Below are 16,902 nucleotides of genomic sequence, written 5' to 3' on the forward strand. Positions count from 1 at the left end.
ATCAAGGTGACCCCACTTCTTTTTGTGGGAAACAGAAGAAACCGGATACCGTTGTCAATATTGGATATTGCTTTTTGATGGCAGTATAACTTTTTATAAGCAGGAGAAAAGATGAACAAAAAAAATGTAATATGGGGTCTTTCGATACTTCTAATCGGTGTCGGACTTAGTTTGACTCACGATATTATTATTACCAATTTTTTGGCCTGGCGGATCTGTAAAACTGAACCCAATCCAAAAACGTTTATCAAAAAAACGGTTGAATTTCCAGGCAGTGTTTATTGGGAAGACAACATCTATCCCGGGTTTGATGAAAGCGACCGAGTGTTGATGATCCGCAATTATCTGGATGGCGTGCATCTTACAACCATGGCTCTCAACAGCCCGGGCGGGAAGATATATCTGTATACTGCGACTGAGACAGACTGGCAGACCAGCAAGGACATTCATAATAAATTCAAAAAGGGCAATTATTATGACACAATGGATGAGGAAGCGAGACTGATCGTCTCCCGGGGTAAGGTTATTTCTAAACAGGAGCTTCCCCTGATCAACTACAAAGTTGTGTTCAATCCAGTAGAACTTACGCCTTTTCAACGCCGGTATCTTTACAGCGATGAGGTGATCATTATGGAAAACAGGACAAACGAAGTCATAGCTTATAACCGCAGGTTAATGCGTAAATTTTATATTTTGGTCCCTGATTTTGTGGGAGGGAGACGATACTTTCCATCAGCTATGTGTGGTGAAAGTGGAAGTGTGGATGGCTTTGATGGGATCGTCTTAACAAAATATTGTAAATTTATTTCCGCTAAACATGCTGGTAAATATATAAAATAAGGAAGGGTAAGAAATGGCAATAGATTCAAATATAATTACAGATATGGGGCAATTATCAGCATTAACTTATAAAAACTATCCATCTGAATCTTCAAACTCTTTGCTAAATAAAGGAAAGATCCTTCAAGGGACCTTTAATATTGGACAGGATAGCTTTTCATTAAACAATTCCTATACCGTCAAAGACTATGCAGATACCCCATCAGACATGCAAGCCCTGTTACTTGAAAAAAACGATAGCACAGGCAATCCAACTGGCGAATATATAATCGCATTCCGTGGAACTCAGGAAAAAATGGATATAGGTGTCGATGCGATCATCGGTCTCGCTAATTACAACCCACAGTTCAATGATGCCAAAGCGTTTGTCCAGCAGATGATGACTGACCATAATATATCTTCCTCAAACCTGACCCTGACCGGGCATTCCCTCGGTGCAATACTGACACAGAGTGTTGGAGCTGTTCTGGGAATAAAGGGATATGCCTACAATCCATATGGAACCGAAAGACTGCTGACAATGTGGGAAAGTTACACCGATTCACTTGGAGAAGCACTGATACAGGTCGGAATTTATCAAGTTCTTAATGCTTTCGGGCTTGATTCATCTTATGCGCAATTTGCCGCAGATAATATTTTGAATGTTTCTTTTAATGACTGTGGGACATTGAATGGCGGCATCCTGTCTAATTTTGCTTCCGAATTAACGTCTGATCATTTGGGTACATATCTGCCGGTATTCGGTGATAATGAAGGTTTGAGCGGGCATTCAATGGTAGTATTGAATAATGCCATCAGCTATTACAATGAAATCATTGCTCATTTTACCGATGAAACAGACTATGATGATCTGTCAACTGCCTATGCTCTTTCAGGCGAGAACGGTTTTAACCGTCTTAATAACACATTCGGCAAACTGGATATTGCTCATGCAGCGGGAAATAGTCTTCAATTCAAGTTTTTAGACAAAAGCAGCATCACCGATTTTCAAAGCCAGGCATCTGATCAGGCACACCTCTTTTCGCTGCGTGCACTGAACCCGTTTGCAATTATTGGGGCAAATTACAGTATAGTTAACGAAAACGGTGAATTGGATATTGATAATTATTCCGATAAGTACATCGAAGACCGTTCCACATTTCTGTATTACCTGGCCCACCCGGATGAGAAGCTGCCTTCTGGTGAAGATACCATTCAGTTTACAGACAAGCGCTTAGGCATTAATACAACTGCCTGGAAGTCCGGAATTGGTGTGGATTTGACGATTCGTGATTATTTTTGGGGCACGGAAGTCCGTGATGAATTTGGATCTAACGGCAACACCGGCGATGACCACCTCTACGGCATGGGCGGCAACGACACCCTCAAAGGATACGGCGGTGAAGATTACATCGAAGGTGGGGAAGGCCAAGACACCATGTACGGTGGCGGAGATAAAGACACCTTCTACATCCAGGGTGAAGATGATGATTACGACATTTTTAATGGCGGAGACCATAATGAGGACACCATCCTGGGCAGTGAAGGAAATGACACCATCCGGGTTCATGATTTCTCAGGCGAGAATACCGTAGAAATCATTGACGGCAGAGGTGGTGAGAACGTTATTGCCGGAACTGGTATGGTAGACACAATAGATATGTCCGGAACAGCCCTGATCGATATCGACCGGATTGAGGGCGGCGACGGGGCGGATACGATTAAGGGGTGTTTGGCGGATGATACGATTTACGGGGGATCCAAAGACCAGATCGAAGATAATGCTGTTGACCAGCTTGAAGGCGGTGCCGGAAACGATATCTATTATGCCGGAACCGGCGATGTCATCAATGATTTAGACGGCCGGGGCACTGTCTGGTTTGAGGGCCGGGAATTGTCAGGACTGACCTGGACAGGCCTGAGTCCGGATTCCAATATTTATAGCGACTCTGATGAAAATTATTATGCCCTTTTTGACAATACCAGCAATACCCTGATAGTGTCGCATTCATCGACAAATCATTATATCAAGATCGAAAATTTCAGTGATGGTACTTTAGGTCTGACCCTGGAAGACTATACGCCGCCAAGTGACTATGATTATACCTTAATCGGAAGTGCCGATGATGATGAATCGGATTACCATCCGGATTACGATCTGGGTACCTATAGTTATGGGTTTGGTGATAATGCAGATATTACTGCTGATATGTCCACAAGCATATCCTTGGAAATTTATGGCGGTGCCGGCAGTGATTATATCCTGGGATTGCCATGGGATGATTACCTGAACGGTGGTGGTGGCGATGACCATATTGTCAGTAACTCAAACAGCACTATGGCGCCGGATATTGTCGGTGATGTCATGGATGGCGGGGATGGCAATGATCTTATTCAAGATACGGGCAATGTTGGTTCGGTGATGCTCGGAGGGGCAGGTTTCGATATTTTGAACGGATACAGAGGCAATGACACCATGTCCGGAGGTTCACAAACCGATGTTCTGACCGGTCATGCCGGGGATGACTATCTCTCTGGAGGTGACGGTAACGACGTTTTGCTGGGGGATAACGATCTGTTCTGGACAAACTCCATAATGGGGATGTTGGGGCCGAATATGGTTGATTTTACATTTGACCAGGCAGGTTGGATCACTGATGTAAATTTTAACGGAGCTATGTCGGTGAAGGATGGCGATACCATCACTGTAACGGGCATAGGAGGGGGGGATATTTATTTTGATATTCCCGCAGGAAATGATTTTCTCGATGGGGGGAATGGAAATGATCATCTTTATGATTAGGTATAAGAACAAATAATTTAAAAAAAGATAGTAAATTTAAACGACAATTCAATAGGATTAAGTCACTAATCAAGATGTGACCCCAAGTCCCATTGTGATTTTAAGAGGACAATGCAATGTATACGACCCCAATTTTTCCTTTTTTAATGAGTTTAACATTCTTGCTGATAGCGACAGTGTTAATATATCTCTATTTTATCGCCACATACATCGTCTTGCTAATTGTTCGGCACTTGATGAGGCGGCGTGCGAGTAAAAAGAATAAAGAAATAGTCCTGTTGCCGTTGATTGGTGCCAAACAAAAAAAGACTTTTAAAACTCTGGCGGTCGTCGTGGCTCTTATGTCGGCAACGATCTACATAAACCACCGGCTTGTGTGGATCGGAAAAGAAAACGCTAATTTGGCAGCCAAAGAGTATTTTGTTGCCGGGCAGACATTGAATTCCTATAAAGCTATTCTGACGACTTTCTTGCATCCGGAGTTGCCAATAATCGTTCCATTAACGAAATTACAGTGGAAAATTTATGAAAAAGGAGTCGCCCTGCTCCCGAAAAACGAGGGTGAAGCAGGTGTTTGGCAAAATATGTGGTTTCATCACCATTTTGGTAAGAAGGATCGGCCTTACTTTGGCGTAAAAAGAAACAGACCATCTCCCAAAATGGTTAAAATTTTAGATCAATACTGGTTCTGCCTGGAGGCCATGACCACTAAACCTTTTGCAGATAAAAAGATGGAAGAAAAGTACCTTGAAGGGTTTGCCGGATTGGCGTTTAGTTACACGCTTAAAGATGGATATTATAGTGGAAAATATTTAGGTTCAGCTAAAAAAATGGCTAAATTGCCTGAGATGGTACATCGCTACAGACTTCTGGTGCAATGGTTAAACGAGTTGCGAGCAAAATGGAAAGATTCGGCAAGCATAGCTCAAACCGTTCAAAATAACCCTAAGATGGAAGTTTTGTCCCAGTTGACGCTTTTGATAAATCTTAGCGATATAATTCTTGGAGAGATACACTCCCACAATTTTGACTGTGATCTGTCTTCAATTCATCAGTACATCAAGATGAGGAAAGAATTTTATTCGCCTGATAACGGGAGCCCTGTTTATAAAAAAATTCGAAATCACAAAGAAAGAGAAGCTATCTATCATATTGCTGTGAATGCTGTCGGCGCACGAAATACCAAGTATCTTATAGAACATTATTGCGGGTATGAGGTGGCTGGGAAGATGGATATGTCTTTTGCTATTGCATTTGCAAAGGATAAAAACATTACTCTGGAACAACAGGAAGAACTTTGGCGTAGAGCAAGCCTGCGAGAAGAAATTAAAATCATAGAAGGAGAGTCCGATGTCAGAAAATAGTGTTGATCTTGTTAAAAAAAGGGCAGAAGAAGAGACAGGTGCAATAGCCTGGGCAAAAGAGGAAGCCGCGAAAACAGAGTTAAAAGACAATCCCGGTGTCTACCTGACAATAACCGATAAAGGCTATAACACATTAGTTGCTTTTGCTCTGGAATTGGCAGAAAAAGAAATGCCAAGCAGTGGTACGATGAAATTTTTCACTGTCAACGCTCCCGCAGGAATACCATTAAGTTTTGCTGTGAACATGGCCGATGGAGACAAACCTTATGAAGCACTCCTGAAAGCTATTTTTGAAAGTCTTGCAACTACTGCCGGTGCTTCAGCGTTGGCTGCAGCCGGTGCAGGGACAGTTGCCGTCAGTTTTGGGTCTGTTTTTGTCGGCTACACAGCAGTTACAGCAGCCAGCGAGCTGATTGATCGTTATATTGGAGTTGATGCTACCTCTGACATCGGCACTGACAGGTTAACATACGAATTTGAAATAGGTAGTGGCAAGTTCAGCGATTTTTTATATCCAAGGGGAGGGATCGCTCAATTCTTTGACGGCCTTTTTCTGGACACAGAAGCCAATGTTTGGGAAGAGTATGATTTGGTTAATGCTGAATCCTGGATTTTAAAACATGCCAATGCTAGTGAGGAGCCTCTAAAAATAGAATATTCCAAAGCAGCAGGTTTTACATTCACAGGAACCGTAACATCAGCACTCAGCAGTCTGTATCATAGCTCAGATGAACACAACAAGGCGATCGGCACCATCGTAACTCAATATAACCAAAATTTTGATGCAACAGTTAATGGCACCACCAGGTCAATTACCAACTATTCCGATAGAGAAATTGCGATCCTCGCCAATGCGGCCATCAATGGAAGTGTTGAAGAAATGACCGCTATAGGGAATTTAACACCTTTTTATGAAGCAGGAGTAGCATCCAAGATACCGATTTCAAACCAATCGGATCAGTTCTGGATGGATCGTGCGGAATTCACTTACTATCTGCTTCATGGCAGTACAAAAGACATATGGTTCCATGACAAAGCGCTTGACGTCACACTTGAGAAAGGCGTGGACACAGCAGAACATATTAGACATTATCAGTTCGGACACTCCGGTATCGACAATATCGGTACGGGTCATTTGCACGATTTGCTTTACAAAGGGGTCGACCATCTGTACGGCATGGGCGGTAATGACACCCTCAAAGGACACGGCGGTGAAGATCACATCGAAGGTGGAGAAGGCCAAGATACCATGTACGGCGGTGATGGCAAAGATATCTTCTACATCCAGGGTGAGGATGATGATTACGATGTCTTCAATGGCGGGGCAGAGGAAGATACCATCCGGGGCAGTGACGGAGACGATACCATCCGGGTTCATGACTTTTCAGGTGAGAATGGTGAGAATACCGTAGAAATCATTGACGGCAGAGGTGGTGAGAACATCATTGCCGGTACGGACATGGCTGATACCATTGATCTGTCCGGGACTGCTCTGATCGATATCGATCGGATTGAGGGCGGCGACGGGGCGGATACGATTAAGGGGTGTTTGGCGGATGATACGATTTACGGGGGATCAAAAGAAAAGATTGAAGATAATGCCGGTGATCGGCTTGAAGGTGGTGCCGGAAACGATACCTACTATGCCGGAACCGGTGATATCATCAATGATTTAGACGGCCGGGGTACTATCTGGTTTGAGGGACAGGACTTGTCAGAACTGACCTGGACAGGCCTGAGTCCGGATTCCAATATTTATAGCGACTCTGATGAAAATTATTATGCCCTTTTTGACGAGAACAGCAATACCCTGATAGTGTCTCATACCTCGACAAATCATTCTATCAAGATTGAAGATTTCAGTGATGGTACTTTAGGTCTGACCCTGGAAGACTATACGCCGCCAGGTGACTATGATCATACCTTAGTCGGAAGTGCCGATGATGATGAATCGGATTACCATCCGGATTACGATCTGGGTACCTATAGTTATGGGTTTGGTGATAATGCAGATATTACTGCTGATATGTCCACAAGCATATCCTTGGAAATTTATGGCGGTGCCGGCAGTGATTATATCCTGGGATTGCCATGGGATGATTACCTGAACGGTGGTGGTGGCGATGACCATATTGTCAGTAACTCAAACAGTACTATGGCGCCGGATATTGTCGGTGATGTCATGGATGGCGGGGATGGCAATGATCTTATTCAAGATACGGGTAATGTTGGTTCGGTGATGCTCGGAGGAGCAGGCTTCGATATTTTGACCGGATACAGAGGCAATGACACCATGTCCGGAGGTTCACAAACCGATGTTCTGACCGGTCATGCCGGGGATGATTATCTCTCTGGAGGTGACGGTAACGACGTTTTGCTGGGGGATAACGATCTGTTCTGGACAAACTCCATAATGGGGATGTTGGGGCCGGATATGGTCGATTTTACATTTGACCAGGCAAATGGTTGGATCACTGATGTAAATTTTAACGGCGTTGTGTCGGTGAAGGATGGCGATACCATCACTGTAACGGGCATAGGAGGGGGGGATATTTATTTTGATATTCCCGCAGGAAATGATTTTCTCGATGGGGGGGATGGCAGCGATTACCTGTATAGTGGGGGCGGCAATGATATCCTCAACGGTGGAACCGGTGCGGATACATTAGGCGGCGGTATCGGTGACGACATGCTTTATGGCGGTGCAGGCAATGATCAACTCCAGGGTGGGGATGGAAATGATCATCTTTATGGTGAGCAAGGCAATGATCTCTTGTTTGGCCAAAAAGGCAATGATGTTATGGATGGCGGTGCCGGAAAAGATCAACTCCAAGGTGGGGAAGGTGATGATATCCTGAACGGACAAGACGGAGATGACTACCTTTTAGGCGGGGATGGGAACGACACCCTTACAGGGGACAGCGGCAATGATATTATGGAGGGTGGAGAAGGCGCAGACACTTATAAATTACAGGGTGGCGGAGATGATGTCATTATTGATTCGCAAGGTGCAAGCACTGTTGAATTTATTTCGGAGTACAGTGAAATACGCTATGTTTCATACGAGGGGGGACAAATTATTAACAACCCTGACGGGAACGATCTTCTCGTTGTTTTTGATGCAAACAATTCATTGGTCGTTAAAGGCGGGCGTGATGCCGGCCTCCCGTTTACATATCTGATCGGATCACAAGAAATCAGTCATACCGAATTATTATATGACATGAGCGAAGACATAACCGGTACAAACGGCGATGATATCATCGATGGTCAGGGGGGCGATGACAACATTGATGGCGGCGCCGGATCAGATACCATTTATGGCGGGCCAGGTCACGATAATCTGCATGGCGGCAGCGGTGATGATAACCTGTACGGTGGAGACGATTGGGACGTGATCTTTGGTGGTACAGGGGATGACACAATCTTTGGCGGAACCGATGACGATTATCTCTATGGCCAAGAAGGTAATGATACATTGGATGGCGGCGACGGCAGCGATTTTTTGTATGCCGATATTGGCAACGACACCCTGATTGGCGGATCCGGGGATGACCATCTCTACGGCGATGAAGGTAGTGATACGCTTAGTGGGGGAGCAGGAAATGATTTTATTAAGGGCGGAATCGGAGATGATGTTTATCTCTTCGGAATCGGGGATGGACAAGATACCCTCTGGAATAAGGATAGTTGGCGACAGGATTCAGATATTCTCCGTTTCGGTGCAGGGATTTCCGATGATGATATCATTGCTACCAGGAGTTATAATGATTTCAATTATAATGATCTCTTTTTGACTATTCAAGGCACCGGGGACAGTATCCGTGTTGATTCCTGGTTTACCGATCCGCACGCCAGGGCGCTTGAGGTGGAACTCAGTGACGGCACACCATTGGACAGGTATCTATTGGAACAGACATCCCTTGTCGGTACGGACCAGGATGACAAATGGATAAGCATTTGGGATGATCATTCTTTGAGAGGCGGAAAACTCAATGATGTTTTTGATGGCAGAGCCGGCAACGATGAACTATATGGCGGCACAGGTGACGATGTCTATCTGTTTGGCCGTGGTGACGGTCAGGACACTATTTATGAAGTGACTGGCACAGACACCATCCGTTTTAAGAATGGTATTGATCCGGCAGATGTGGAAGTCTGGCAGGACGCCGGCAACCTTTGTCTCGGCATAAAAGGCACGGATGATAACATAACCGTAAAAGGAACATGGCCTCGTATGATTTTAGGCAACCGCATTGGCTGCCAGATTGAAAGGGTGGAGTTCAATGACGGGACAGTCTGGGGTGAAACAGCACTTTATGGTGATCCTTTCCATTTGTCGGGTACCGAAGGAAGTGATTATATGGAAGGCAGCGTTAATAGCGATCACTTTTTGGGTCTGGCCGGAAATGACTACCTATACGGCAAAGAAGGAGACGATACGCTTTATGGCGGCAGCGGTAATGACAGGTTGGGAGGCGATGATGGTAATGATGTACTTAGTGGGGGGGCAGGCAGTGATAGAATGATTGGTGATACCGGCGATGATGTGTATATCTATAATCGCGGTGATGGTCAGGATATCATCAATGATAATGATAGGGCAGATGGTTTAGATACCCTGCTGTTTGGCGCCGATATCACCGAACTCGATGTTTTAGCACTTCAGGATGGTGATAACTTGGTACTCGAAATTAAGAATAGTAATGATCAGGTTACTATCGCCGACTATTATGCAGCTGAATACTCTGTGAATAATACACGCTTCGACAACAAGATCAACCGTGTGGAATTTTCCAACGGTGCTGTCTGGGACCAGGCGATGATTCAAACCATGGTGGGGGGAGACAACCAGGCTCCGGTACTGTCGTCCCCTCTCCCTGATCAAACCACAGCCCTTGACGATATATTCACCTTCCAGATACCGGACACCACCTTCACAGACCCGGACAAAGGCGATGTGCTGAGTTACAGCGCTACCCTGTCTGATGGAAGTAAGTTGCCTTTCTGGCTCAACTTTGATTCTGAAAAAAGAATCTTCAGCGGCACACCATCTGCGGAAGAAACCATCAGTGTTACGGTAACAGCCACGGATCAAAAGGGGCTGAATGTGTCGGATACGTTTGATCTCAATGTCGAATTCCAGGATCTTGTGATTGAAGGCACATCCGGTGATGACGTCCTGGAAGGGACCGCAGGCAACGACATCTTTCAAGGTGGAAAAGGAAACGACCTGTTATCAGGTGGTGACGGGGACGATACCTATCTTTTCAATTTAGGGGACGGTACTGACCGGATCTCAGATTCCCAAGGGACAGACACCATTCGGTTCGGCGAAGGGATTACTTCAGACGACATCTCTTTAGATCTTGGCTCGCTGCTGCTGAGGGTCGGGGATCAGGGTGATGAGATCCATATCGAGGATTTCAATCCGGATGATCCGCTCACGTCCTCCGCAATAGAATCATTCCAGTTTGCTTATGGTTCTAAGCTTGATATCTCTGATTTGCTTCAGCGGGGTTTTGATATTGATGGAACGCAGAATGACGACCTTTTGGCCGGTACGGCCGTTAGTGACCGGATATCAGGTGAGGAAGGGGCTGATACGCTGGCCGGCGGGAAGGGCAATGATATCCTGACCGGGGGCAGCGGTAGTGACACCTATGTGTTCAACTTGGGTGACGGGGATGACACTATTGAAGATGTATCCAATGATACAGAAGGAAATTTAATCGAATTCGGGACAGGCATCACGGTTGAGGATCTCACTTTTGAGCAGGACGGCAATGACCTGATCATTCACGTGGGTTCACAGGGTGATGCTCTGCGGCTCAAGGATTTTGACCGGTTCGGCCATACAGGTTCGCTGGTAACCGATACATTGCAATTTACAGACGGCAGTCAGGCCGGCCTTGCCGATCTTGTCAATACTGCCCCGGCAGTGAGTGTGGCACTTCAGGATCAGACAGCAACCGAGGATTTCGCCTTTAATTACATACTTCCGCCAGACACATTTACCGATGCGGATATCGGGGACTCGTTAACCTATACGGCATCACTTGGGAATGACCAGGCTCTGCCCCTATGGCTTTTCTTTGATCCGAATACGGTTGCATTCAGTGGTACCCCGGAAGACGGTGATGCCGGTATTCTGGATGTGACAGTAACTGCCACCGACACGGCAGGTGACTACGCTGTTACCCGTTTTTCTTTGGATGTTGCCAATTATCTTGCCGGCTCCTCATGGGGTGACGTCATAACCGGTACGGACTTGCGTGATGTAATAGAGGGATTTGAAGGCAACGATACTTTGAACGGCGGAGCTGGTGACGATACCTTTATCGTTGAAGGCAGCGACCAGGGTTATAACAAGATCGGCGGCGGTGAAGGGTATGACAAGATAGTCGGTGGAACTGGAGATGATACCATCCGTCTGAACAGCTTTAAGGATGACCGGACCGTGGAAGAAATCGACGGTGGTGAAGGCACCAATATCATTGCCGGCGGTACGGCCAACTATGATTACCTGGACTTTTCTGCAACCACTCTGACCAATATAGACCGGATAGATGCCGGCAGTTATAGCGACACGGTTATCGGATCGAACGAGGCAGATGTTATTATCGGCGGAACCGGCAATGATACCCTGAACGGCGGCGGTGGTGATGACACCTTTATTGTTGAAGGCAGTGATCAGGGCTATGACAGGATCACAGGTAGTGACGGGTATGACAGGATTATCGGTGGCACGGATGATGACACGATCCGGTTGAATAATTTCCGGAATGATCAGACAGTTGAAGAAATCGACGGCGGAGAGGGAAACAACATCGTTGCCGGCGGTACAGCCAACTATGATTACCTGGACTTCAGTGCAACCAAGCTGACCAATATAGCCTGGATCAATGCGGGCAGCCATAGTGATACCGTAATCGGATCAAGTGAAGCGGATGTTATTATCGGCGGAACCGGCAATGATACCCTGAACGGCGGCGGTGGTGATGACACCTTTATTGTTGAAGGCAGTGATCATGGCTATGACAGGATCACAGGTGGTGACGGGTATGACAGGATTATCGGTGGCACGGATGATGACACGATCCGGTTGAATAATTTCCGGAATGATCAGACAGTTGAAGAGATCGACGGCGGAGAGGGAAACAACATCGTTGCCGGTGGTACAGCCAATTATGATTACCTGGACTTCAGTGCAACCAAGCTGACCAATATACACAGGATCGATGCGGGCAGCCATAGTGATACCGTAATCGGATCAAGTGAAACGGATGTTATTATCGGCGGAACCGGCAATGATACCCTGAACGGCGGCGGTGGTGATGACACCTTTATTGTTGAAGGCAGTGATCAGGGCTATGACAGGATCACAGGTGGTGACGGGTATGACAGGATTATCGGTGGCACGGATGATGACACGATCCGGTTGAATAATTTCCGGAATGATCAGACAGTTGAAGAAATCGACGGCGGAGAGGGAAACAACATCGTTGCCGGCGGTACAGCCAACTATGATTACCTGGACTTCAGTGCAACCAAGCTGACCAATATAGCCTGGATCAATGCGGGCAGCCATAGTGATACCGTAATCGGATCAAGTGAAGCGGATGTTATTATCGGCGGAACCGGCAATGATACCCTGAACGGCGGCGGTGGTGATGACACCTTTATTGTTGAAGGCAGTGATCAGGGCTATGACAGGATCACAGGTGGTGACGGGTATGACAGGATTATCGGTGGCACGGATGATGACACGATCCGGTTGAATAATTTCCGGAATGATCAGACAGTTGAAGAAATCGACGGCGGAGAGGGAAACAACATCGTTGCCGGTGGTACAGCCAACTATGATTACCTGGACTTCAGTGCAACCAAGCTGACCAATATAGCCTGGATCAATGCGGGCAGCCATAGTGATACCGTAATCGGATCAAGTGAAGCGGATGTTATTATCGGCGGAACCGGCAATGATACCCTGAACGGCGGCGGTGGTGATGACACCTTTATTGTTGAAGGCAGTGATCAGGGCTATGACAGGATCACAGGTGGTGACGGGTATGACAGGATTATCGGTGGCACGGATGATGACACGATCCGGTTGAATAATTTCCGGAATGATCAGACAGTTGAAGAAATCGACGGCGGAGAGGGAAACAACATCGTTGCCGGTGGTACAGCCAACTATGATTACCTGGACTTCAGTGCAACCAAGCTGACCAATATAGCCTGGATCAATGCGGGCAGCCATAGTGATACCGTAATCGGATCAAGTGAAGCGGATGTTATTATCGGCGGAACCGGCAATGATACCCTGGATGGCGGAGCAGGTGATGATGTTTTTCGTTTTAGTCTTGGTGATGGAAGCGACACCCTCAGTATTTCATCCGGGTTGGATTCTATTGAATTTGGTGCGGACGTGGAAAAAGACAGTATTGTTATATTTCAAAACTCGAATGGATTACAGATTGGTTACGGTGTTAGTGATCTTATCACTATTACAGACGATACCGGTCCAAACAACGAGATTCAAGTTGGAAACATATCCCTTGCCGACGGCAGCTATTTGACTGGTACTGATGTCAACCAATTGATGCAGGAAATGTCTGCTTATGCAGATTCGGAAGGACTAAACTTGAATAGTTTGGATGATGTTCAACAGGATATACAGCTTATGGGAATAATTACGGAAAGCTGGCAAGAAGTGGGAGCATTTTAGAGAAGCTTAGGGGAGGCTCAAAAATAACTTCACATAATCTGTTTCCAAAGCATTCTCTCGTCAGAAAAAGATCCTACTAAAAAAGCTTTATTTAAATCATTTCAACATCGATTAAAAATATATATAAAGCGTGAAAAACTTGTATCTATAACTATAGATGAGCCTCTTATTAACCGACATTGAGCAGTTGCTTTTTTTTAAAAAAAGAATATTCTTTGCCTTGGGTTTATAATAACAACGAGAGGCTTAGAATGCTTGATATAAAACGTTTAGATCATTTTGGTTTGTTAGCCGGGACAATAAAAGATCTCAATTTGATTGAATTGATTGATAGCCATTTTAAATATGATGATCAGGAGAGTATCTCCACGGGAGAAGCCATTACCGGAATGATAATTAACGGATTGGGATTTACTCAATTGCCGATGACATTAACTCCAAAGTTTTTTGAAACAAAACCCTTGGATATCCTTTTTCGGGATGGTGTGCAAGCTTCTCACTTTAACCGGTTCAAATTGGGAAGATCGCTTGATGAGGTGCATGGATATGGCATAGAAGCTCTGTTTTCAGAAATTGCTGTCAATGTATGTGGAAAAGAAGGGGTCAAGATGAATTACAGCCATTTAGACACATCCTCTTTTTCGCTTACCGGTGAGCATCTTCCTGATTCAGATGAGCATGAAATCCGTATTACTCGATGATCCAGTTTTTTTATCTTACGTTTTTAAAAGCACCATTTATCAATGCTTTTGGCCTCTGTAAAACTTGATCTACTGGATCATGAAGCCTGCCAAGATACCCGTGATGCTGGCATGTTTAAAAGTCAAGTGCTAAAAACTGGATCATCGAGTTTCATATACCTGATCCAAAAATCAGCCAATGGGTCAAAGAGGATAAAAGGTTAAGGAAGGCTGGGGTTCCAAAATCAGAACGTCCGTCAAAGCCGATAAGATCAGAAGAATATCCAACTATTTCGATGATTGCCAGAGGCCTTCTGAAAATTTTTGTGCGGAAACATCCAGAGATAAAGGTAGAAGCGGTTGTTGCAGATGCCCTGTATGGTAATGCTGAGTTCATGGATGAGGCTTCAAAAATCACAGGGAACTCCCAAGTCATCAGTCAAATAAGGCATAACCAAAATATTTTATTCAAGGATAAAAAAAATCAGTGAAAAAATATTTTGAAAGCCGTCAACCGATTCAAAAGACAATTCATGTACGCGGCGGAAAGAAGGTCGCCGTATACATTAAAAGTGCCAGAATACATGTATGTGCCCACAAGAAAAAAAGATTTGTCATTGCTTTAAAATACGAAGGGGAAAAGGATTATCGGTACCTTGTTGCTTCGGATTTAACCTGGCGATATACTGACATAATAGATGCCGCAATGCTCAGATGGCTCGTGGAGGTTTTTATTCAAGACCATAAGGCGAATGAAGGATGGGGAAATTTGACCAAACAACCTGATGAAGATGGGTCTTACAGAAGTTTGACCCTGAGTCTGTTGGTTGATCATTGTCTCCTGCTTCATTCAGACCAAATGGCCTCAATAAACAACAAACTGCCGGCAAAGACTGTTGGTAGCCTATGTGAAACCATCAAAATTGACAGCATCCTATCCTTTGTTGAACAAATCATTTATAGTGATGACCCAGAATCTCATTTCAAGCAGATCTCGGTATTTTTAAAAGAGCATTTTGTAAAGTCAAACGATTCACTCAAACATATGAATCTAAAGCCTTGGGGGAAATATAAATCCTCACAGTCATTAAAATACAAAGCATTTTGTTAGCTTGAAGATAATAACTGACCGTGAAGCGCTATGTCAATTTTTAAAAACTGGATCATCGAGTATTAGAATCAACGAAGACTTCCTATTTGTAAAAGACGACCCGTATGATATGTTTATGCTTTTAGATGCTGCCAGTGCATATATACTTGGTTTTGTCTTTTCAAAGGTGGTTGAGGAAGCACCTAATGAGAAAAATGTTGAAAATCTTTTTTAAAAGGCATGGGCAGCTAAGCGCCAATGGACAAAAAAACTTAGCGCTTTTATACATTTTTGTATCACAAAACATAGAGGTGAATCATGCAAGATCAACTTGACAAGTGTACTGAATGTGGAGCCTGTGATGAAGTTTGTCCTGTTTACAAAATAACAGGGGAACCAGTATTCTCTGCCATGAGCAGGCTTAAAACAGCTGAAATGATTTTTTACAACAAAGAGATAGATGATGCCAGAAAAGAAAGTATTTACAATTGCCCTAAATGCATGCAGTGCGAATCAGTTTGCCCTGAAGAAATAAAAATTACCAGACTTGTTCATGAAGCAAGAGCAAATCTTGCAAACAAGGGTATCGGTCCTCTGGAAAAACATGGAATAATAATTAAAGGAATCCAGAAAAAAGACAATTCTGTTGGAGGTGATCCTGGCAAGAGACTTGATTGGCTTGATGAAGAATTTATCCAAAAAAAATCCGATACCCTTTTATATCTTGGATGCATTCCGGCATACCTTGTAAAGGATGCTGCACATGCAACCTATCATGTATTAAAAAAACTTGATTTTAATTTTATGATGCTGGAAGAAGAGGGCTGCTGTTATACCTATCTTTATGAATCAGGAAGAACTGATCTTGCAAAACAATATTTTGAAAAAAATGTGGAAAAATTTTCCAAACTTGGAATAAAACATATTGTTGTGCCATGCAACGGCTGTCTAAAATGCTTTAAATATTTTTATCCTGATCTGCTGGGTAAAATGGACTTTAAAGTTTCCCATGCAGTTGAAATTATTTATGAGCTTTTGAAACAACGGCCTGAACTTTTAAATAAAGTTGAACAAACAATCACTTACCAGGACCCATGCCGTCTTGCAAGGGGTGAAAAAATAACAGAAGAACCCAGAGAACTTTTAAAAATGTGCGGTTCAACATTAGAAGAGGCAGAGAAAAACAGAGAAGATGCAATCTGCTGTGGAGCAGGAGCAGGTATACGGTCGGTATTTCCAAAACTCTCAATTGACATTGCGGAATCTCTTTTAAAATCAATCAGCACAAAAGCCATTGCAACCTCATGCCCGTTTTGTACTTTTAATTTGAGTTATACTTCAGAAAAAAGAAATCTTGAAAAAGAAATCATATATTTTACTCGTATAATTCTTGATTCTCTGGAGTAACAGCCATG

Annotated in this window: 7 protein-coding genes and 1 pseudogene; all 8 read left to right on the forward strand. The window is 44.4% G+C overall.

What is annotated here, in order from left to right:
* The first annotated feature begins 111 nt into the window (after positions 1-111).
* The 8 genes and pseudogenes from TOL2_RS14220 to TOL2_RS14250 all read left to right on the forward strand — a co-directional run bounded on the left by TOL2_RS14220 (position 112) and on the right by TOL2_RS14250 (position 16,894).
* A complete protein-coding gene (locus TOL2_RS14220; RefSeq protein WP_014958101.1) occupies positions 112-840 on the forward strand; it encodes a hypothetical protein in 729 nt (242 codons plus the stop codon).
* A gap of 13 nt (positions 841-853) precedes the next feature.
* Positions 854-3,622 (forward strand): hemolysin-type lysine-binding protein, encoded by a 2,769-nt coding sequence (locus TOL2_RS14225; RefSeq protein WP_014958102.1) that lies wholly within the window; start codon positions 854-856, stop codon positions 3,620-3,622.
* A gap of 116 nt (positions 3,623-3,738) precedes the next feature.
* Positions 3,739-4,986 (forward strand): hypothetical protein, encoded by a 1,248-nt coding sequence (locus TOL2_RS14230; protein ID WP_041279540.1) that lies wholly within the window; start codon positions 3,739-3,741, stop codon positions 4,984-4,986.
* Positions 4,973-13,717 carry a putative Ig domain-containing protein gene (locus TOL2_RS14235; RefSeq protein WP_041279541.1) on the forward strand — a complete coding sequence of 2,915 codons (8,745 nt, stop codon included), beginning with the start codon at positions 4,973-4,975 and terminating at the stop codon, positions 13,715-13,717. The genes TOL2_RS14230 and TOL2_RS14235 overlap by 14 nt, the downstream gene beginning before the upstream one ends.
* Before the next feature lie 251 nt (positions 13,718-13,968).
* Positions 13,969-14,412: pseudogene (locus tag TOL2_RS14240) on the forward strand (DUF4277 domain-containing protein); the annotation flags it as partial.
* A gap of 472 nt (positions 14,413-14,884) precedes the next feature.
* The gene (locus TOL2_RS24650) at positions 14,885-15,508 is read left to right on the forward strand and encodes a hypothetical protein (protein ID WP_014958107.1); all 624 of its coding nucleotides are present in this window, start codon (positions 14,885-14,887) and stop codon (positions 15,506-15,508) included.
* A gap of 1 nt (position 15,509) precedes the next feature.
* Positions 15,510-15,722 (forward strand): hypothetical protein, encoded by a 213-nt coding sequence (locus TOL2_RS24655; protein WP_014958108.1) that lies wholly within the window; start codon positions 15,510-15,512, stop codon positions 15,720-15,722.
* An 83-nt stretch (positions 15,723-15,805) separates the two neighbouring features.
* Positions 15,806-16,894, forward strand: a complete 1,089-nt coding sequence (locus TOL2_RS14250) for a (Fe-S)-binding protein (protein WP_014958109.1) — start codon at positions 15,806-15,808, stop codon at positions 16,892-16,894.
* Positions 16,895-16,902: the final 8 nt, after the last annotated feature.

Origin of the sequence: Desulfobacula toluolica Tol2 (assembly GCF_000307105.1) — a bacterium.
Lineage (GTDB): Bacteria > Desulfobacterota > Desulfobacteria > Desulfobacterales > Desulfobacteraceae > Desulfobacula > Desulfobacula toluolica.